This is a genomic window from Exiguobacterium sp. B2(2022) (assembly GCF_028823655.1).
Lineage (GTDB): Bacteria > Bacillota > Bacilli > Exiguobacteriales > Exiguobacteriaceae > Exiguobacterium > Exiguobacterium aestuarii_A.
The window spans coordinates 1-21,402 of the sequence record NZ_JAPEHX010000042.1 but is presented as its reverse complement, the minus strand read 5'-3'; the positions used below and the strand labels follow the sequence as shown (position 1 = coordinate 21,402).

Annotated in this window: 18 protein-coding genes and 1 pseudogene; 12 read left to right on the top strand and 7 right to left on the bottom strand. The window is 49.2% G+C overall.

Going from position 1 to position 21,402, the window contains the following annotated elements:
• Positions 1–10: 10 nt before the first annotated feature.
• Complete coding sequence (locus ON063_RS09740; RefSeq protein ID WP_074035567.1) at positions 11–355, top strand: general stress protein; 345 nt, start codon at positions 11–13, stop codon at positions 353–355.
• A gap of 67 nt (positions 356–422) precedes the next feature.
• Here ON063_RS09740 and ON063_RS09735 read toward each other — a convergent pair whose 3' ends face one another.
• Complete coding sequence (locus ON063_RS09735) at positions 423–1,415, bottom strand: MDR family oxidoreductase (RefSeq protein ID WP_214785040.1); 993 nt, start codon at positions 1,413–1,415, stop codon at positions 423–425.
• Positions 1,416–1,558: 143 nt separating this feature from the next.
• Here ON063_RS09735 and ON063_RS09730 point away from each other — a divergent pair, with 143 nt between their 5' ends.
• Positions 1,559–1,981 (top strand): hypothetical protein, encoded by a 423-nt coding sequence (locus ON063_RS09730; protein WP_074035571.1) that lies wholly within the window; start codon positions 1,559–1,561, stop codon positions 1,979–1,981.
• Here ON063_RS09730 and ON063_RS09725 read toward each other — a convergent pair.
• The 4 genes from ON063_RS09725 to ON063_RS09710 form a co-directional block, all read right to left on the bottom strand.
• Entirely contained in the window at positions 1,958–2,185 is a 228-nt protein-coding gene (locus tag ON063_RS09725; RefSeq protein WP_274665003.1) for a hypothetical protein, read from the bottom strand. The genes ON063_RS09730 and ON063_RS09725 overlap by 24 nt on opposite strands.
• Before the next feature lie 83 nt (positions 2,186–2,268).
• Positions 2,269–2,976, bottom strand: a complete 708-nt coding sequence (locus ON063_RS09720) for an SDR family NAD(P)-dependent oxidoreductase (RefSeq protein WP_274665002.1) — start codon at positions 2,974–2,976, stop codon at positions 2,269–2,271.
• A gap of 11 nt (positions 2,977–2,987) precedes the next feature.
• The gene (locus tag ON063_RS09715; protein WP_274665001.1) at positions 2,988–3,377 is read right to left on the bottom strand and encodes a GNAT family N-acetyltransferase; all 390 of its coding nucleotides are present in this window, start codon (positions 3,375–3,377) and stop codon (positions 2,988–2,990) included.
• A complete protein-coding gene (locus ON063_RS09710) occupies positions 3,374–4,384 on the bottom strand; it encodes a serine hydrolase domain-containing protein (protein ID WP_446719132.1) in 1,011 nt (336 codons plus the stop codon). The genes ON063_RS09715 and ON063_RS09710 overlap by 4 nt, the downstream gene beginning before the upstream one ends.
• Positions 4,385–4,531: 147 nt before the next feature.
• Here ON063_RS09710 and ON063_RS09705 point away from each other — a divergent pair, with 147 nt between their 5' ends.
• A complete protein-coding gene (locus tag ON063_RS09705) occupies positions 4,532–5,431 on the top strand; it encodes a GGDEF domain-containing protein (RefSeq protein ID WP_274664999.1) in 900 nt (299 codons plus the stop codon).
• A gap of 21 nt (positions 5,432–5,452) precedes the next feature.
• Here ON063_RS09705 and ON063_RS09700 read toward each other — a convergent pair whose 3' ends face one another.
• Entirely contained in the window at positions 5,453–7,231 is a 1,779-nt protein-coding gene (locus ON063_RS09700; RefSeq protein WP_274664998.1) for a solute:sodium symporter family transporter, read from the bottom strand.
• A gap of 191 nt (positions 7,232–7,422) precedes the next feature.
• Between ON063_RS09700 and ON063_RS09695 the strand changes: the two genes are divergently transcribed.
• Complete coding sequence (locus ON063_RS09695) at positions 7,423–8,040, top strand: hypothetical protein (RefSeq protein ID WP_274664997.1); 618 nt, start codon at positions 7,423–7,425, stop codon at positions 8,038–8,040.
• Between the two features lie 64 nt (positions 8,041–8,104).
• Here ON063_RS09695 and mgtE read toward each other — a convergent pair whose 3' ends face one another.
• On the bottom strand, positions 8,105–9,463 hold the full coding sequence (gene mgtE, locus ON063_RS09690) for a magnesium transporter (protein ID WP_274664996.1): 1,359 nt from the start codon (positions 9,461–9,463) through the stop codon (positions 8,105–8,107).
• A gap of 323 nt (positions 9,464–9,786) precedes the next feature.
• Here mgtE and arcA point away from each other — a divergent pair.
• The 8 genes and pseudogenes from arcA (at position 9,787) to cydC (ending at position 21,394) form a co-directional block, all read left to right on the top strand.
• A pseudogene (gene arcA, locus ON063_RS09685) lies at positions 9,787–10,972 on the top strand (arginine deiminase).
• A gap of 21 nt (positions 10,973–10,993) precedes the next feature.
• The gene (gene argF, locus ON063_RS09680; RefSeq protein ID WP_274664995.1) at positions 10,994–12,022 is read left to right on the top strand and encodes an ornithine carbamoyltransferase; all 1,029 of its coding nucleotides are present in this window, start codon (positions 10,994–10,996) and stop codon (positions 12,020–12,022) included.
• A 54-nt stretch (positions 12,023–12,076) separates the two neighbouring features.
• Positions 12,077–13,552: an arginine-ornithine antiporter gene (gene arcD / locus ON063_RS09675; protein ID WP_274664994.1), complete on the top strand. Its 1,476-nt coding sequence runs from the start codon at positions 12,077–12,079 to the stop codon at positions 13,550–13,552.
• Between the two features lie 14 nt (positions 13,553–13,566).
• A complete protein-coding gene (gene arcC, locus ON063_RS09670) occupies positions 13,567–14,529 on the top strand; it encodes a carbamate kinase (protein WP_214759888.1) in 963 nt (320 codons plus the stop codon).
• A 161-nt stretch (positions 14,530–14,690) separates the two neighbouring features.
• Positions 14,691–17,033: a glycoside hydrolase family 31 protein gene (locus ON063_RS09665; protein WP_446719131.1), complete on the top strand. Its 2,343-nt coding sequence runs from the start codon at positions 14,691–14,693 to the stop codon at positions 17,031–17,033.
• 112 nt (positions 17,034–17,145) lie between these two features.
• Positions 17,146–17,835, top strand: coding sequence for a Crp/Fnr family transcriptional regulator (locus ON063_RS09660; RefSeq protein ID WP_274664992.1), 690 nt, complete (start codon positions 17,146–17,148; stop codon positions 17,833–17,835).
• A 122-nt stretch (positions 17,836–17,957) separates the two neighbouring features.
• On the top strand, positions 17,958–19,682 hold the full coding sequence (cydD, locus tag ON063_RS09655) for a thiol reductant ABC exporter subunit CydD (RefSeq protein WP_274664991.1): 1,725 nt from the start codon (positions 17,958–17,960) through the stop codon (positions 19,680–19,682).
• Complete coding sequence (gene cydC / locus ON063_RS09650; protein ID WP_274664990.1) at positions 19,679–21,394, top strand: thiol reductant ABC exporter subunit CydC; 1,716 nt, start codon at positions 19,679–19,681, stop codon at positions 21,392–21,394. The genes cydD and cydC overlap by 4 nt, the downstream gene beginning before the upstream one ends.
• The last annotated feature ends 8 nt before the right edge of the window (positions 21,395–21,402 follow it).

Sequence of the window (21,402 nt, the reverse complement as noted above, 5' to 3'; positions counted from 1 at the left end):
GAGAATAGACATGTCAGTTTTGTACAAAGAATTTACAAATGATGAAGAAGTCGTTACCGCCGTTCAATCAATGAAATCCAATGGGATAGATGAGTCCAACATTTATGTCATCACACATGACGATGACAGAAGTAAACGTGTTGCGGACAATGCAGACGCGAACACCGTCTCTGCGAGTGACGTTGGCTTGGGGACAGCCGCTAAAAACATGTTCCGCAAAAAAGGGGACGAGCTTCGCGCTGAGTTCCAAGAACTCGGCTTCACGAAAGAAGAGTCGGAACGTTTAGAAGAAAAACTAGACAAAGGCAAAGTGCTCGTCGTTGTGAAAGACGCACCGGCTGGCTTTACCATCTAATTCCACACCATGGAGAATAGAGAGAAAAGAGGCTGAATCGTGAGCGATTCAGCCTCTTTTGATGTGTTTAGCGAAGACGAACAACCGTGCGACCGCTCAACTCGCCGCGCATCATCGCTTCGGCGTGACGTGGGACGTCGTGTAGCGGAATCTCATGGATCATGTCATTCAACACTTTTGGATCAATGAGTTCCTCAAGGCGTTCCCATGCGTTCGTCCGGCGTGCCATCGGCTGCATAACCGAGTCGATTCCAATCAGTTTCACTCCACGAAGGATGAACGGATAGACACTCGTAGGCAAGTCGGCGCCACCGACGAGACCGCATGCGGCGACAGCACCTTCATATCGGGTTTGGCTCAAAATGTTGGCGAGGGTATTCCCACCGACCGAATCGATGGCGGCATCGAAACGTTGTTTAGCCAGTGGACGAGGAGGCCCTTCTAATTCGCTTCGATCAATGATTGTCTCGACACCGAGTGAGCGTAAGTATGGTGAATCTGTTTTACCGGTCGAGGCGACGACATGATAGCCAAGACGACGAAGTAACGTAATGGCGAAACTTCCGACGCCACCCGTCGCGCCCGTGACAAGCACCTCTTCCCCAGGACGAACGCCAGCATGTTCAAGAGCATCAATGGAAAGCATGGCTGTGAGGCCAGGCGTCCCGATTGCGATGGCATCTCGCATGCTCATCCCTTTCGGTAATTTGACGAGCCAGTTACCGGGTACTTGCGCGTATTGACTGAAACCGCCGAAATGACGTTCCCCGATCCCGAAACCGGTTGCGATGACTTCGTCCCCAACTTTAATATCCAGGTGATCCGATTCGACTACTTTCCCGACAAATTCACATCCTGGAATAAATGGATAATGGCTTACGATTTTGCCTGATGTCGTCAATCCGAGTGCGTCTTTATAATTCAACGCGGAGTAGTGGACTTCCACTAATACATTTCCGTCTTCTTCTTTCGGAAGGACGTCGGATTTCACTTCTTTTACTTCGGCATGAAGGTGTTCATCATGCTGGTCGAGCACGAGTGCTTGGAATGATTCATTCATGTGCGTAACCTCTTTTCCTATGGATGTTCTCACTCTAACACTCTTTCCCGTGACAAATAAAATATATGCACGAATCTTTAGGGGGAATCGGGTAGAGAGTGGTACAATAAAGGGGATTCAAATTGCGTAAGGAGGAATGTAGTATGCGGCACGATGACTATGAGTTTGATGATGTAGAAGTAGAAGAAGGCGAATTGTTCAACGTATACGATATTCTCCCGCCAGATGGGACAATCCTCGAGATGGCGACCGCTGAAGAAATGGTCCGAGCGGCCGAATTAGAAGCGAAACATCATGCGCTTCAACGGCTCCAAGACTCAAACTTCCAATTAACGGGTGTTTCGTTCAAAGAACTCCTGACAGAATTTGAACAGTATGAGCAAGAATCAATGGAGTTCTGGACAGGGGTTTATAACCGGTTACGCATTCCTTGGGCGTGGACGATTCGCATCGATGTGGCCAATGGTCCAATCCACGTTGTGAACGATCGCGATATCTTTATTGACGAAGAAGACTTTGAAGAATATGATGTCGACGATTTATTAGAAGAATACGAAGAAGACTGAATCAAAAACGTCTTTTTTTTTGTCGTGGAACAAATCGCTACGGACGCGGGCGAGCTCGGTCGCCCCGAAAAAGAGACCGACACTGCATAACAGCGCGACCCCACTGACCATCGCCCCGACGACAGCAGTATCACCGATCATCGTGAACGACATCGTCAAACTGAATAAACCGAATAACAGTAAACCTCCGGCAATCGTTTTCATCATGATCCACCCTTTCACTTGTCTATGAATGTAGTGTAGACGGTTTATCGACAAGAGGGTGACTTTATTTTTGACCAGGTAAATTATTTGATTAAGTCGTAAATCGAGTACGTCTTGCCGTTTTCAAGAGGGCGGTCAATCAATTGTTCGACGAACACGCGCGCGACCGTCTCGGGAGAGCGGAGTCGTCCCTCTGTTTCGTATGAACGGAATTGGTCGAGGTCTGCAAACGCCTCTTCCGAAGAAGAGCGAATCTCCGCCTGCATCGATGTATCCATCACGCCAGGATTAAAGAGTGCCGCACGATGTGGTGTGTTTTCGAGCTCAAGTGCTAGCGTTTCTGTGAAGTGGTCAAGTCCCGCTTTCGTACCGCAATACGCACTCCAACCTGAAATCGGACGTTTGGCCGCGCCAGACGTCACATGAATCAAATCGGTCGGCTTGTTGAAAGCGAGGACCGCGTTCGCCAATAGCATCGGTGCGAGTAGGTTGGCATGGACATGGGCCGTCACTTTCTTCCCATCCAACTGTCCGACACGATGAATCGGTTCGATCCATGCGGCATTTTGAACGAGAAGAATCGAATCGGCATTCTCTAAAAGGGAAGTGATGTCTCGAATGGCCGTTTCGATTCCTGAGACGTCTGAGAGGTCGATGGGTAATTGTTCATATGTGACGTCTTCGGACTGTGAACGTGAGAGACCGATTACGTCATAATCTCGAGCTTGGAGTTCTTGGGCAATGGCACGACCGAGACCGCGTGATGCCCCGGTGACGAGAGCGAGTTTCATATACATTCCTCCTATTCGTGAATGGTTTTCCGAAAGCCGTAAAACGGACGGAATCGTAGTTTTTCGTAATATGTGTGCGAGGCTTGACTCGCTAGCATCTCAAGACGCGTGTCAGGATAGAGCGCATGGACATGTTGAAGAAGTTGTTCACCAAGACCCCGTTTTCGATAGGCGGAAGCGACCAACAATTCACAGACATACAAGCTGACTGTCGTATCGGTGAGTCCCCGTAAGTAGGCGACAATCTCTCCATTATCAGACTCCATGACATACGTGACGTTCGATTGACGCCACGCTTCACGGGTCAGCTCTTCCCGTTCGACGAGTTGAGTCCAGCCCTCCTCACGATTGAGCTGCTGGATGTGTTCAAAATCAGATGCGACATATGCACGGATCTTCATTCGATTCGCTCTCCAATCTGTGTTTCAATTTGTTTCATGACGTCAAACGCCCCATCTGATTGATTTGAACAAATGACCGAGATGACCTCGACGCCCGGGTCATATCCCATCACATGGTATTTATAGATTTCTCCTGACGAATGATGCTGAATCCAAATCCCATATCCATAACTGCCACCTCGGTCATTGACCGTCACATGTGGCGTGAGAAGAAGGGATGTGGATGCGGCGTCAAGAAGCTGATGTGAAAACAATGCCTCCCAAAAACGAGTCATATCTTGAACGGTCACATATGCTCCGCCATCTGCCCCGCCTTTGATTGGAATCGCATATTGATTCGTACGCCATGAGCCGTCCGAATGATCGATATAGCCGAGCGCCGTTTTGGCGGGTAAGGCATCGAGCGAGAAATATCCGGAATCGCTCATGTTGGCAGGTTGAAAAATCGACTGTTCGACGTAATCGGTGAACGATTGCCCGGTCACTTCCTCGACAATCAACCCTAACAGAATATACCCTGCATTATTGTAGGAGAATCGGGAACCTGGTTCATCCTTCATCGTTTTTTGTTGAAATAGCGGTAAAAAATCACGGACTTGTTGAAGTCGATACATCGGAACATCACGCCATAACGCTTCGAAGTCGTCAGAGACGGACTCATCAAAATAGTCAGGGATGCCCGACGTATGGGTCAATAGCTGATGGATTGTAACTTTTGAGGATATGTAAGGTAGGTCGAATGTCTGAAACGAATCAAGTGAAGTCGAAAAAGAGAGTCGACCTTGTTCGACTAACTGACAAATGGCGATTGCTGTGAACAGTTTGCAGCCGGAAGCGATTCCGAATCTCGTTTTGACTTCGTGTTGAATCTGTTCCGAGCGATTAGCATAGCCAAGGGATTGATGAATGGACGTATCCGGGTTGGTGACGGAATAGACACCAGAGAATGTTTCGTCCAATGTGAGATGCGTGATGTTTTGCAAAAGAACCTCCAATTGTTGAGTCATCAAGTACTTCGACTATATCACGTACATGCACAACATCCATAAATTTACTCAATATTCAAAAAAACATTTACCAAATAACAGGAATTGAGACAGGTGTCTGACCTCGAACGTGGTACGATATGGACGAACAGAGAGGAAGTGTATTCAATGACGCTATTCTTTTTAGGGATACTCGTTGGATGTTTGATTGCTTTGTGGCTATATAAGCGTCAACGGCCACATCCGCAGACGCTTTCGTTCATGCATTTCGGGAACCAAACGAAAGATGTCATCTATATTTTTGAAACGAAACCAGCATGGCGTTTTCGGTATATTAGTCCTTCTTTAGATTTGTATCTAGGGGAAGGAACCGTCATGCGTAGTTATTCGAATGCGCAGGAATGTTTCCGTAGAATCCATCCGGACGATCGACGATTGTTGCTAGACAAAGTGTTGGGGCGCGTCGACTATGAAGAAGCAATTCTTCAGCGGTGGCGGACGAATGAAGGGACTTATGTATGGTTCGAAGAGTATACGACCCCGATCTATGAGAACGGTGAGATTGTGGCGGTGCAAGGTGTGATTCGGAACATCGAGGCGACCATGACCGAGCGTGAGCGTCTTCTGTATGAAAGTCGTCATGACAGTTTGACAGGTGTTTTCAATCGTCGGGCGTTTGAAGAGACAATCGGTCAAGCGGAAGGGATGAGAAACGTCGGAATCATCGTCATCGACGTGAATGACTTGAAAGTCGTGAACGATCAAAAAGGACACTCTGCCGGTGACTGTTTGTTGAAGCGTGTCGGTAACCTCCTTCAAACCATCGAGTCCTCTGTCTATCGGATTGGAGGAGACGAGTTCGTCTTGTTTCTTCAGATGATGTCAGAAGAGGCATGTGAGAAGATGGTTCATGAGATTGAAACGACATGCCGAGAAGAGGAAATCTCAGTGGCCATCGGGTTGGCCTGGGCATCTCATCCAAAATCAATCGAAGTACTCTGGCAAGAAGCAGATGACGCGATGTATGAACAAAAGCAGCAACAAAAAAGAGATCTTCTTGACGTTTAGTTCAAGAAAATCTCTTTTTCGTTAACTACTCGCTTCCTCTACTTCAGGTGATTCTTCACCTAAGTTATTGAGATAACGTTCATATCGCGCGAGTCCATAGCGATAAGATACCCAAATCAGAAGGGTCGTCACAGCAATGAGCCCAATCGTCAATGGAGCGAACCATCTGGAAACAATTCCATCCGCGTAGGCAAGTCCAATTGGTGAAAAGACGAGATAGACGAAAATCATCGAAGCGACAAGTAAAATCGAAGTCGATAACGCGTGACGCCATGGTTTGACTCGTCCGAGCTCGATTCGAATCGGATTCGCTTGGAGCATCGGTCGTACGCGAGCGAAGATGAGCATGATGGCTGTCTCGACGACGAAGAGGATGCCGTAAATATGGATGAAGTTAATCCCGATTTCTATACCGAACCATTGCTTTGTTCCCCACACGAGGAAATAGTAAGCGATGACGTGGAAGAAAACGACGGTCTTCGCGGCAATCGGGGGAACTCGTTTGACGAGCATACCAATCAAGACGATGACAAGAATCGGGATGTTGAAGAAGCCTGTAAAACGACGAATCAAATCCCATAACCCGTCTGGTGCATACATGAGATTCGGGGCGACAAAGAAAGAGACGAGCGCCACGAACGTGCCAAACCATTTGCTGACGCGAATCAAATCTTGATCGGAGGCATCTGGTTTGAACTTCGGTTTATAAATATCGAGTACGAATAGCGTCGCGATACTATTTAATAGTGAGTTAAATGAGCTGAACACGGCACCGAGTAAGACGGCGAGGAAAAAGCCCATGAGCCACATCGGAAGGAGCTCGGCAATCAGGCTCGGATACGCTAAATCGGCTTTCTCGACGTTCGATCCATACAAATGGAAGGCGATGACGCCAGGCAAGAGCATAAAAATGGGAACAAGTAGTTTTAAATAACCCGTAAATAGTACTCCTTTTTGTCCCTCTGCCAAGTTTTTTGCGCCGAGAGCGCGTTGAATTACGTATTGATTGAGCGCCCAATAGAACAAGTTCGCAAAAATCATCCCCGTGAAAATGGACAGGAACGGAACCGAGTCATTGGCGGAGCCGATGGCGTTCAACTTTTCGGGATTTGTTGTTGCGATCGTCTTCATCCCGTCCAACAGATTCCCGTCACCTAGTGCGAGGAATCCGAGCGTTGGAACGAGGAAGCCGATGATGATGAGACCGATTCCGTTTAACGTGTCGGAAACGGCGACCGCGCGAAGACCACCGAAGATGGCGTAAATCGCCCCGATGATTCCAATGAACCAGACGACAATCCAAAGGGACTGCTCGAAGCTAATCCCGAGAAGGGCAGGCACGTCGAATAGTTGGAGGACAGCTAATCCGCCAGAATAGAGCATGGACGGAATCGTCACGCACATATAGCCGAGTAAAAACAGCAGGACGGTCAATCGACGAACGTCCTCGTCATAGCGTTGACTTAAAAATTCAGGGATGGTCGAGATCCCGATACCAAGAAAACGCGGTAGTAAAAAGAGCGCCATGATGATGGCAGCAATTCCAGCTGTGACTTCCCAAGCCATTGCCGACATATTGCCGGCGAACGATTGACCGTTCAAACCGATTAATTGTTCAGCAGACAAGTTGGTCAATAGGAGCGAACCTGCGATGAAGCCGCCCGTCAATCCGCGACCGGCCAAGAAATAATCATCGGCACTTTCGACTTTCCCTCTCGTCATGCGATATGAGACGTAGGCGACGAGTGCCATGAACAAAGCACCAGTTACGAGTATGTAGAGTACTTGCTGAATCGACATCGAATCCCCTCATTTCTTACTTATGTTTTATATGTATCTGTAGAAAATACCCTAAAGTGTAAGAAAGTAGTCCTCTTATCTTGATGGAATGATAAAAAGTCATGGATGGGGGCATGAATTCATTGAGCTAACGTTGTAATTGATTAGAAAATCAAAAGAGTTAAATAGATGAATCGGTAGGAGGAATCTCTTTGAAAAAGTGGATGATTGGAATATTAGTTGTTGCAGCGGTAGCAGGTTATGTCATGTTTAGCGAAATGCTGAAAGAAGAAAACACGAGTGATTTGGCTGTGACCGAAAGCTTCCGACACATAAACGATTTGGCTACACGCTCGCCGGTCGTCATCGTCGGCAAAGTGAGCAGTCACCCGAGATCTTTTAAATATCATTCGGTTACTTTTTTTGAATCAGATATTCACGTACAGCGTGTCTATCGAGACGTGAGTCATGAACTCAAGCAAACTGATACGATCACCCTCTTACAAAATGATATGGAAGAAGATCCGCTCGTCAGACGAGGAGAAAACGTTCTCTTGTATTTACAAAAATACGAGGGACCCGTGATTGAGCACGCGTATCGAATTGTCGGTCTACAACAAGGACATTTCAAAGTGAATCGGGCGGGGACACTGACTTCGGTAGGAGAATCCAATCTTTATCAAGAAAGCGGGCGAAGTGCTGACTTGAGTAAACTAGAGACATTATTGAACGATAATCCTTATATGGCAGAACAAAACGACGTGATGACGGATGAAGACATTGAAGCTTTCAACGAGACCCAAGAACGTCTGTTAGAGAAATCTCAATAATATAACGAGTGAAAGCGGCGCTGATGAAATCAGCACCGCTTTTTCGTGTGAACTTTTATAAATGTCATAAAAACTGAAGCATAGATGTCGCGACCGTGAAATAAATGATGAGCCCTAAATTGTCCATCAGCGTCGTAATGAACGGTCCGGAGGCGACAGCAGGGTCTAACTTCAGGCGATTGATGAGAAGCGGAACAATCGTGCCGATCATCGTGGCGACACTGAGTGCTGCAAAGATGGAGACCCCGACAATGAAGCCGATGAGCATGTTGTCATAAAGAATCGTGATGACCCCGAAGATGACAATCATACAAGCAATCCCTAAGATGATGCCGGTCCCGAGCTCACGTCGAATCATCTTCATGACGTTCTTACGATTGATTGTACCAAGCGCAATCGAACGAACAGCAACGACAAGGGACTGGGTGGCTGCATTCCCGGCAGACCCCATGACAAGTGGCATGAAGACGGCGAGGAGTACAATCGTCTCAAGCGTGTCTTCGAAGCCACCGATTGTCGATGCTGTGATCATCCCGAGAAACATGAGGCTGACAATCCACGGGGCACGTTTTTTCGCCGCCTCGAACGGACTCATGTTGATATCGGACGACCCCTTCGTCGCGGATAGTTCTTCAAAGTCTTCCGTCGTTTCGCGCTCGATGACGTCTAACACATCATCGACCGTGATGATGCCGAGTAGCTTTTGCTGATCGTCGATGACAGGAAGGGCCAATAAATCATACTTTTGGACAATCCGAGCCAAGTCTTCCTGGTCGGTCATGACGTTTGCCGAGATGACACGAAAACCCATGATGTCTTCGATTTTCGCCTCGAGCGGCGCGACAATCAAATCACGTAAAGAGACGACACCAACCAGTTGGTGCGCTTGGTCGACCACATATAAGTAATAAATCGTCTCAGCGTCTGGTCCGAGTTCACGCAACTCTTCTAAAGTCAGTCCGACGGTCTTGTTCGCTTGAAGGACGACGAACTCGGTCGTCATGAGCGCCCCGGCCGTCTCTTCCGGGTATTGCATCAAATCTTTGACTTCTTGTTCCTCGATATCGTCCATCTGCTCGAATAGTGTGTCCATGAACGCATCGGGTAGCTCCCGCATCAAATCGGCGGCGTTATCTGAATACATCTCATTTAAAATCTGGACAGCATACGGCTGAGGCGTTTCTTGAATGAATGTACATTGCTCTTCTAACGTCAGTTTTTCAAAAAGGTCAGTAAATATTTCAGGTGAGATTGTTCGATATACGAACGCGCGCTCATGCTGATCGAGTTCGATAAAATGATCAGCCTGTTCACCGGGGTGGAGGGAGAGGAAGAGGTCTTGAAAATCGACCGGGTCTCCCTTTTGAATCAATGTGCGAAGTGCCGCTTCATGTTCGTTGTATTCCATTTCTTCTATTTTCATTTGCTCACATCCTGATCTTTCGCATTTTTCAGCTTACTCTGCAGGTCTCAAAAAAATTTTTTCATCTTTTTTAGGAGGATTATATTCATCATCCATACATCTCATTTCCCCTTGTCAGGACGCCGGATTTTCATGCATTGTTTGTTCATTCACAAAGGTGAAGGTTTATACATAGCCATGTGGAATCACTAACAGGTGAACTGCCGGATTAGACAATCGCAAATTTGGTAAAGTGATAAGGTAAGGGTAGTCACACACCCGAATCACAAGGAGGAAGCGAGATGATCTCAATGACGAATCAACCGATTTCACAAGATACGACGCTGAAACATCCGATTCATGTGTATTCAGAAATTGGAGAATTAAAAACGGTATTGCTGACAGCGCCTCTTGTTCGATGATATTCCCCATTTGCCGGTCATTCAAAAAGAGCACGACTATTTTGCGAGTGCGCTCCAAAATCGCGGTGTGGAAGTCCTTTACCTCGAAAAATTAATGGCTGAGACATTGTCGCTCCCTGGTGTGCGCGAAAAGTTTGTCGCGGATATCTTATCGGAGTCGAAATCAAATATCAACGGCTCTTATGAAACGTTAAAAGAATATTTACTCGATTTTGATAATGAGATGTTGATTGAAACGGTGATGGCCGGTATCCGAAAATCGGAGATCAAGCCGGAGAAACGCCGACATTTGCACGAAATGATTGAAGATACGTACCCCTTCTTTTTAGATCCTATGCCAAACCTCTATTTCACACGAGATCCGGCCGCCGCAATCGGTCATGGTCTCTCCATCAACCGAATGAAAGAACCGGCACGTCGCCGTGAATCACTCTTCACGCAATATATTATGCGCTATCACCCACGCTTTGCGAAACATGATGTTCCGATTTGGTCAGACCGCGACTATCGATTTGCGATGGAGGGCGGGGACGAGCTCGTCTTATCGAAAGAAGTCGTCGCCATCGGCATCTCTGAACGAACGACCGCGCAAGGAATCGAACGCGTCGCCCTCAATTTGCTCAAACATGGAGACAGCTTCAAAAAAGTCATCGCCATCGAAATTCCAAAATCACGCGCCTTCATGCATCTCGATACCGTCTTTACGATGGTCGACCATGATAAATTCACCATCCATCCGTTCATTCAAGGACCGGAAGGGAAGATGAATATTTTCGAACTTTCATTGAATGCAGAAGGTGAATTGCAGATCACGCAGCACAGCGATTTGTTGAATGTGTTAAAAGACGTCCTCGGCTTACAGGAAGCGACGTTGATTCCTTGTGGAGGCGGCGACCCGATCGCAGCGGCGCGCGAACAGTGGAACGATGGGTCGAATACGCTCGCCATCGCACCGGGTGTCGTGGTCACATATGACCGGAACTACGTCTCGAATGAACTGCTCCGTAAAGAAGGTGTCGAAGTGATTGAAATCATGTCGAGTGAACTATCGCGCGGACGTGGAGGTCCACGTTGCATGAGTTGTCCGATTATCCGTCAAGACATCTAAATGTGATAAGGAGGAAGCAGTATGTCTACAACGTTCAATTTTGATTTGAAAGGTCGTCACTTTTTATCGTTAAACGAGTTTTCTGGTGAAGAAATCAATTATTTGATCGATTTGTCTGCTGCATTCAAACGTCAAAAGAAACAAGGCATCCCACATCGGATTTGTGAAGGGAAAAATATCGCCCTCCTATTTGAAAAACCGTCGACACGGACACGTTGTGCGTTCACGGTCGCCGCAATCGACTTAGGGATGCACCCTGAATATTTAGGCAAGAACGACATCCAGTTCGGGAAGAAAGAATCGGTACGCGATACGGCCATCGTTCTCGGACGCATGTTTGACGGCATTCAATTCCGCGGTTTCGCCCACGAGACGGTCGAAGGTCTCGCGAAAGATGCTGGTGTACCGGTTTGGAACGGGTTGACCGATCTCTATCATCCGACACAAATCTTGGCCGATTTCTTGACGGTGAAAGAACAAAAAGGAGAATTGGCCGGAATCAAATTCGTGTACGTCGGTGACGGACGGAACAACATGGGGAACACGCTATTGATCGGTGGCGCAAAAGTAGGGATGGATATGCGGATTTGCGCACCGAAATCACTTTGGCCATCTGACGAAATCGTCAATTATGCGAAATCGGTTGCTGCTGAAACTGGCGCCGTCATCACATTGACGGAGAGCATTGAAGAAGCGATGGACCAGGCGGACGTCGTCTACACGGATGTATGGGTGTCGATGGGTGAAGAAGCAGCTTTCGCAGAACGGATCGAATTGTTACGACCATATCAAGTGAACATGGATATGCTTCAAAAGAGCGGCAACCCGGACATCATGTTTTTACACTGCCTCCCTGCCTTCCACGACTTAGAGACAGAGGTCGGTCGGGCGATTCATGAACAGTACGGATTGACGGAAATGGAAGTGACTGATGAGGTATTCCGCAGTCGTCACTCGTTCGTATTTGATGAAGCGGAAAACCGGATGCATACGATCAAGGCGGTAATGGCGGCAACGCTCACGGAGACACGCGAATGGCTTGAACGTTGACGGGGGAGGGGGACTTCCCCTCCCGTTTCAAAATAAGCGAAAGGGATGAGTAGAATGTCTACGAAGTTGGAGCATGACTCAGGTGGTTCGGCTGGAGTACATCCTGACAAGCAAGACAAGCGATTAGGTCTCGGAGCGTTGACGGCACTTGTCGTCGGATCGATGATTGGCGGTGGCGCCTTCAACTTGGCCGCCGATTTAGCGCAAGGTGCGAACGCGGGTGCCATTCTCATCGGGTGGGTCATCACCGGAATCGGGATCATCGCGCTCGGTCTCAGTTTTCAAAATCTGACGATGCGCCGCCCTGATTTGGACGGTGGTGTCTATAGCTATGCCCGTGCCGGTTTCGGTTCGTTCGTCGGATTCAACTCGGCCTGGGGATACTGGTTATCTGCCTGGCTCGGAAACGTGGCGTATGCCACACTGCTGTTCAGTTCGGTCGGCTATTTCTTCCCGATTTTTGAAGGGGGACAAAATATTGCCTCCATCGTCGGAGCTTCCATCATGCTGTGGCTCGTACACACGCTCATTCTTCGTGGGGTGCATGAGGCTTCGATGATCAACATCGTCACCACGATTGCCAAGCTCGTTCCGATTTTTGCATTCATTACGATTACGTTGTTCTTCTTCAATCTCGAAAACTTCACCTTCGATTTTTGGGGACAAGGCGGCTTCTCATGGGGAAGTGTTCGCGACCAGGTCGTCTCGACGATGCTTGTCACGCTGTGGGTATTCATCGGTGTCGAGGGGGCAGTCGTTCTCTCGGGTCGGGCTCGGAAGCGTTCTGACGTCGGAAAGGCAACTGTCATCGGGTTACTCGGTACACTCGTCATCTATCTGCTCATCTCTGTCATGTCGCTCGGCCTCATGACACCGGAAAACGTAGCGAACGCCTCGCAACCGGCGATGGCTTACTTGCTCGAGTCGGCAGTCGGTCCTTGGGGCGCAATGCTCATCAACGGTGGACTCGTCATTTCCGTACTCGGGGCATGGCTCGGTTGGACGCTCCTCGCGGCTGAGATTCCGTTCGTTGCTGCAAAAGACGGCGTGTTCCCGAAATGGTTCACGAAAGAGAATAAAAATCAGGCACCTGTCAACGCACTTTGGTTAACAAACGGATTGATCCAGCTCTTCCTCTTTACCTTCTTGATTTCAGATGCCGCCTATAATTTTGCGTTCTCCCTCGCTTCAAGTGCCATTTTGATCCCGTATGTATTCTCGGCATTTTACCAAGTGAAGGTATCGAAAAATGGAATCGGTTATAGCACCGGTGAACGGAGAACACGCGATTTGACGATCGGATTGGTCGCTTCCATTTACGGATTGTGGCTCATCTATGCGGCAGGAATCGATTATTTACTGCTCACGACCCTTCTATACGCACCAGGAACACTTCTCTACATGAAAGCGCAACGTGAAAATGGCATCAAGTCACTCAACAAAACGGAATGGTTGGTCGCCGGAGTGTTGACCGCACTCGCCATTTTCGCAGTCGTACGCATACTATCTGGTAATATCTCAGTCATCTGATCGGGGGTATCGATATGGAGAAAAAACGTGTGGTCATCGCCCTAGGCGGAAATGCGATTCAACAAGGTAAAGATGCGACAGCGGAAGCACAAATGCGAGCGGTCGAGGCGACGGCAGAATCTCTCGCAGCACTGATTGCAGAAGGGGTCGACGTCATCATCACACACGGGAACGGTCCGCAAGTCGGAAATTTAATGTTACAACAAGCCGCATCAGACAGTCCGGCTACGCCGGCGATGCCCCTTGATGTATGTGGTGCGATGACGCAAGGAATGATTGGATACTGGTTTGAAAATGCGCTGACGAAAGCACTGCGTGCGCGCGGTCTTGAACGAGATGTGGCTTCGCTCGTCACACGAAGCGTGGTCGATCCGAATGATAGTGCGTTTCATCATCCATCGAAACCGATCGGTCCGTTTTATACGGAAGAAGAGGCACTCCATCTCGAACGGACGACGGGTTACGTCTTCAAAGAAGATGCAGGTCGTGGATACCGTCGTGTCGTCCCGAGCCCGGTCCCGATGAAAATCGCGGAACACGCTGTCATCCGAACGCTCGTTGAAGCGGGGCACATCGTCGTCGCTTCCGGTGGCGGTGGTATTCCGGTCATGGAGACGACTGAAGGGTATGTCGGAATCGAGGCGGTCATCGATAAAGACTTTGCGGCTGCGAAACTCGCGGACCTCGTCAACGCAGACGTATTGCTCATCCTGACTGCGGTCGAACATGTGTATGTCAACTTCGGGAAGCCAGATGAGACGGCGCTCCAGGAGACCTCAAAGGAACAGATGGAGACGTATATCGCCGAAGGACAGTTCGCTCCGGGCAGCATGTTACCAAAAGTGAGAGCGGCACTACAGTTCGCAGAATCCGGCACGAACCGGGTCGCCATCATCACGTCACTCGACCAGGCGCTAGCTGCCATTTATGGGGATGCCGGAACACGCGTCCGTTTGGCTCCATCCCTCCAACAATAAGAATGTGTCGCAAACGTGAAACGTTTGCGACTTTTTGTTTTCTGTCCCGATTCAAGGGGAAGGAATGTTGTATGCCAAAAATGAGATTGCTATCATATTCAGTGTAAACGTTTGCACTAATTTCAGGAAGGAAGTGACGGAGAGCGGAAACGCTCGAGTGTATGCGCCTATTCGAAGAAAATCATGTATATCAGTCGTGGATGAGACCAAAAGCAAGAAAAGAGGCAATCGTGCAAGGAAGCTGTTATCGCTTCACCGTATTGACGAGTCAGTTGATTCGGATGGAGTACGCGGAGGACGGGATTTTTGAAGACCGTGCCACCCAAGTGGCGTGGAATCGGGAATTTGACGTTCCACAATTCCGAGTGATCGAAGACGAGACAGAGCTTCAAATCATCACGGAACACGTTCACTTATATTATACGAAAGGTCCGTTCGCGCCGAACACGCTCTATGTGGACGTGAAAGGGAACTTCAGTACGTATTACAGCCGCTACATGTTCAACGGTCCCGAGCGGACGCTGAAAGGGACAGCGCGGACGCTTGACCATGTGGACGGTGCGACGGAGTTAGAAGAAGGGATTCTCTCCAAACAAGGGTATGCGATCATTGATGATTCGTCCTCGTTTTTGATGACGGATGATCGCTTCGTCGAACCGAGACGAAAAGGAATTCATGACATTTACTACTTCGGATATGGCCATGACTATAAACAGGCACTTCGAGACTTTTACACGTTGACGGGACCGACGCCGATGCTTCCTCGTAAAGCGCTCGGAAACTGGTGGAGTCGCTACTGGCGATATGATGAAAAAGAATATAAGGCGTTGATGCGCCGCTTCAAATCCGAAGACGTCCCGTTCTCGGTCAGCGTCATCGATATGGACTGGCACGTGACAGATATCCCGGAAGAGTATGGGAGTGGCTGGACGGGCTATTCGTGGAATAAAAACTTATTCCCTGAACCGAAGCGATTCCTCAAATGGTTAAAAGACGAGGGGATGATGGTGACATTGAACTTACACCCCGCTGACGGGGTCCGTGCGTTTGAAGACCAGTATGCGGCGATGGCTGAGGCGATGGGGGTCGATCCGGAATCGGGTGACCGAATCCCTTTCGATTTTTCGGACAAGCGATTCATTCAAGCGTATTTCGAACAGATGCATCACCCGCATGAAGCGGACGGCGTTGATTTTTGGTGGATTGACTGGCAACAAGGGTCGACGTCGAAGATGGAAGGACTCGATCCGTTATGGATGTTGAATCATTATCACGCCATCGATATCGCCCGTAACGGCAAACGCCCGCTCATTTTTTCTCGTTACGCTGGGCCAGGGAGCCACCGTTACCCGGTCGGATTCTCAGGAGACACAATCATCTCGTGGGCATCGCTCGCCTTCCAGTCGTATTTCACAGCAACAGCGACGAACATCGGTTATGGGTGGTGGAGTCATGACATCGGAGGGCATCATCGTGGTAAAAAAGACGATGAGCTCGCAGCACGTTGGGTCGCATACGGAGTGTTCAGTCCAATCATGCGTCTCCACTCAACGTTCAGCACGTTCAACGGAAAAGAGCCTTGGCGTTTCGGAATCGAAGCCGAACAGTCGATGAAGCGATTTTTACGCCTGCGTCATCAGCTCATCCCTTATTTGTATACGATGAACTATCGGAACCATGCCGAAGCATTGCCACTCGTGTTACCGATGTATATCGAACATCCCGATGATGAAGCGGCTTATCAGGTGCCGAATCAGTTTTATTTTGGAAGTGAACTCATCGTCTCCCCGATTGTCACACCGATGGACCGACAGCTCCATGTCGCGGGGGCGAACGTGTGGTTGCCGAAAGGGGAATGGTTCGATTTCTTTACAGGGCATCGTTATGAAGGCGACAAATCGATTCGTGTGTTCCGTGGACTCGAAGGACAACCGGTTTTCGCCAAAGCGGGTGCCATCATTCCGATGATGCCGCATGAACCGCATGCGAACGAGACGGGGAACCCGAGCGAGCTAGAAGTACTCGTCTTTCCAGGTGCCTCGAACACGTTCACGATGTACGAAGATGACGGGGAAAGCCGGGATTATGAGACGGGGGCGTCGCTCGAAACGACGTTCACGCTCGACTGGGAAGCACGTACGCTTCACATCGAGACGTCAGGTGATTTGACACTCGTCCCGACGAATCGAACGCTGACAATTCTAGTTCGCGGGGTCGTCGGAGAAGGGGACTATGATGCGGAGACGCAGACGTTACACATCCCACTCGGTGAATGGAAACAGGAGCAGACCGTGACGCTGCCGGTCGATGTGACACAGAACGCACATCGACTCGATCGTGTCTATCGCTTCTTAGATCGCGCTGAAATCGCTTATGACTTGAAAGATCGTCTGTATCAGATGGCGACCACGAAGACGCGTCTCGAGGCATGGCTGTTTGACCTCCATGCGTTAGAACTCGATCGTGATTTACAGGACGCGCTATTGGAACTGATGTTGGGCTGAAAAAGGGGGGAGACCCCCTTTTGTCATGTCAGAAAACTGTCGGATTTAGAAAGCGCTTTCAATAAAAATCCCATTATACTGAAGATAGAAGAATAGAAATGAGGGGATAAACATGCGACACATGTGGACGATTGACGATTTACGGCAGTTGACGCTGTTTGCGACATGTCCAAGTCGAGCACTTGAACAGTTGATTCCGCACGTCTATTGTCGGACGTATCGGAAAGGACAACTATTGTTCATGGAAGGGGATCCGCGCGAGCGTGTGTATTTCTTGATGAGCGGTTATATCAAACTCGAACGGATGAACGAGAACGCGACTCATCATTACGCCGATTACGTGAAACCGAAACAATTTTTCCCATACAACGGTCTATTCACAGGGGAAGACTATCGTCATACGGCTGAAGCGGTGACGGATATTGAGGTCATCTACATCCCGACGGATCGCTTTGAGCGGTTCGTGTCCACGCAGTCGAGCATGCTACTCTATATCATTGGCCAGATGAATCGTATTCTTGATTTGCATGAAAGGCGTGTCCAAGAAATCATCACGCCTAGTGCGAAAGAGCGTGTCATCAATACGCTCCATTTCTTAATTGAAGATTTAGGGGAACCGGACGAACAAGGTGTTCGCGTCCGATGCCCATTCACCGCGATCGAACTTTCTCGTCTGTCCGGTACGTCCCGGGAGACGGTTTCGACGATTTTAGCCAAGCTTCGAAAAGAAGATGTGCTTCGCATCGATGCCCATCAACTTGTGATCGGGCATCCTGAATATTTTGAACAAGACATCGACTGACGCCACTCGGATGAGGGCGTCTTTTACATGTTCAGACGAGCGGGGCGTTCGCTTCAACACGTGGCATATTGTATAATTAGTGATGAATCTCACAAAGCAATGGAATTGTAAATAGAGAAAGGATGAATGCAGTGAAACGACTGCAAGCCCTTGCTTTCGCCGAAAGGGGTCACATCATCGGACTCGTGTTATCCGCGGTCATGATTGGACTATCGATTTTGGCGCAAGCGTATTTAATCGTCGACATCGTCGACCGAATCTTTTTAAAGGATGAATCATTCGAAGCCATCCTTCCGGCTTTACTATGGCTCGTCGCTGCCTTATTGGCACGAGCGCTTTTTGGATACGTGTCAGGACGCATCGGTGCGAGTTTATCCCAAAAGGCGAAACAGACGTTACGTCTTCAATTGTTGGAGCGGTACGCCACGAGTCCGGTCGAGTCATCTTTGACAGGACAATCAGGTAAAAAGGTCAGTGTGTTCATGGATGCTGTTGACGAGGTGGACGCTTACTTCAGTCAATATTGGCCGCAAGTCATCCAAACGTCGATCATCCCGCTCCTCATTTTGGTCGTCGTCTTCAGCCAACACTGGATTTCAGGAGTCATCATGATGGTCACTGCACCGTTCATTCCGCTGTTCTTCATCATCATCGGGATTGCGACTCAGAAAAAATCAGAAGAACAGATGGAGAAGATGAATCAGTTTTCCGGTAAGTTTTTAGATGTCTTACAAGGATTGACGACGCTCAAGCTTTACAATCGCACGGAGCAAGAGGCGAAGGCGATTGAGAAGAGCAGTCTCGACTTTCGGGATGCGACGATGGTCGTTTTAAAGACGGCGTTCTTATCGGGACTTATGCTCGAGTTCATCTCGATGCTCAGTACCGGAGTCGTCGCGTTAGAAGTCGCCTTACAGATGGTCGTGTGGCAGAACCTCACGTTCTTCTCTGGTTTTTTGATTCTCGTGTTAGCGCCAGAGTATTATTTGGCGATTAAAGATTTAGGAAGTGCCTTCCATACGGGACGTGGAAGTATGGGTGCGGCCGACCGAATCTTTGAGGTATTAGACGCCCCCGATGACCGCATCGAATGGGGAACGAAGTCACTTGGTTCACGAACACCAAACCTTGAACTCGAAGACGTCTCCTTCGAATATGCAGGCGGACGCTTTGCGCTTCAACCGTTGAGCGGTCGGATTCCGTCCGGCACTCACCTAGCCTTGGTCGGTGCGAGCGGTTCCGGGAAGACGACAGTACTGAACGTCATCTCCGGACTGCTACAGGTGAAATCGGGACGTGTCCTCGTGGATGGTGAACCTCTTCAGTCGTTTGACGAATCTGCCTGGTATGGAAACATTGCCTATATCTCGCAAAACCCTTATCTATTCGCCGGCACACTTGCCGATAACATCGCCTTAGGCGAAGAGGCCGATGAGCACGCGTTACGGGAAGCAGCCGATGCGGCAGGACTGTCTGAGGTGATCGATCAATTACCGAACGGGATCTGGACGGAGCTTGGAGAAGGTGGATTTGGTCTATCGGGTGGGGAACGACAACGTCTCGCACTCGCCCGTGTCTTCTTTAAACGACCTGGTATCCTCTTATTCGATGAGCCGACGACCGGTCTCGATTTGAAGACCGAACAGATTGTGAGACGTTCGATTGCTGAGTTGTCGAAAGAGGCAACGTTGATCACGGTGGCTCATCGTCTGCATACAATCAAAGAGGCGGATACCATCTGGTTTATGGAGGACGGGCAACGGATTGCGGAAGGCACACATGACGCGTTGCTCGCCGTCCCAGAGTATGCGGAACTGTTTGCGCTTCAGAAAGGGGTGAGCCGATGAACTCGCTTTGGACGATTACAAAATGGATGATGCGCGAGAAGAAAGATATCTTTCTCTCCATCTTCTTTGGATATGCAGCCGGGATTGCGGCGGTCGCCCTGTTTGCAGCAAGCGGATACCTCGTCTCAAGGGCAGGGCTTGTTCCGCCACTGTATGCGCTCATGGTACCCGTCGTCCTCATCAAACTGTTCGGGGTCATTCGGGCAGGAAGTCGTTATCGGGAGCGCCTCGCGTCACACCGGGCGACGTTTACGATATTGAGCGAGCTGCGTGTCCGCTTTTATCGACAACTTGAACCGCTCGTCCCCTCGATTTTTGCAAAATATCGGAGTGGGGATTTGCTTGCACGTGTCGTCGGAGATGTGGAGAGTCTACAAAACTATTTTCTCCGCGTATTCTATCCGCCGATCATACTCGTGCTCGTGTTCTTAAGTACGATCTTCTTTGTGACGTTCTTCTCGTTCGCGGTCAGTCTATGGATTTTACTCGGTGTGCTCGTCACCGGATTTTTGATCCCACTCGGATTTGCTCGAATTCGCGCTCGTCATGACGAGACGATTCGTGCATTGCGCGGGGATGTATCGATTCAGTTGACCGAGATGATGTACGGATATCGAGATTTAAAACTACATCATCAACTCGATCGTACGAAGCAAGCCGTCTATGCGCGTAGCGAACGCTACATGGAAGCGGAGCGGAAAGACACGACGAACCAATTTTTCAACTCCGCACTCGTCGTCGCTGCCTCTTTACTCGTCTCATGGGGCGTCTTGGCAATCGGTGCCTATCAAGTCGTAGATGGGGATTTGAATGGGCTCTTCTTGGCGATGCTCATCATGATGTCACTCACGGCGTTTGAGAACACGACACCGATGGCTGTGTTCCCGGGACACTTTGCAGACAGCAAACAAGCCGCTGATCGATTGTTTGAAGTGATGGAGCCAAGTGAAACGATTGAGGCGCTCGAAGCAAAACGTCAGGATGTGACGTTCACGGCATCGCCATCCATCTCATTTGAGCATGTTCGTTATCGCTATCCGGATACGTATCGGGACGTGATTGACGATGTGTCGTTACACATCCCGAGCGGTTCGAAGACGGTCATCGTCGGACCGAGCGGCTCCGGGAAGTCGACGTTGCTCCAACTGTTGTTGGCATTTGTCCGGACAGAAGACGGGACGATCCGACTCGATCAAGACAACTTGAATGACATGAAACAGACTTCAATCTGGCAACATGCCAGTGTCGTCTTGCAAGACAATCACTTCTTTTACGGGACCGTACGGGAGAACTTGGCACTGGCTGGTGACTTTACCGATGAAGAGATGCTTGTGGCGCTTGAACGTGTCCGTTTATCGTTTTCACTCGATGAGCCGGTCCTTGAGAAAGGAGCGAACTTGTCAGGCGGAGAACGTCAACGGTTAGCGATTGCCCGAGCCCTTCTCAAAAACGGGCTGATCTGGTTGCTTGATGAACCTACTTCAGCGCTTGATGCAGGAACGGAAGCGCATGTCTTTTCTGAACTAGTGAATCAGGCTGGGGCAGGGACGCTCATCCTTGTCAGTCACCGCTTGACGGGACTCGAAACCTTCGACCAAATCATCGTGATGGAAGCTGGACGAATCGTCGAAGTTGGATCTTATGAGGAATTGATGATGAAACGTGGTATGTTCTACGAATTGAAACAAATCGAACAAGAAGTGTTCGCATAACAAAAAGA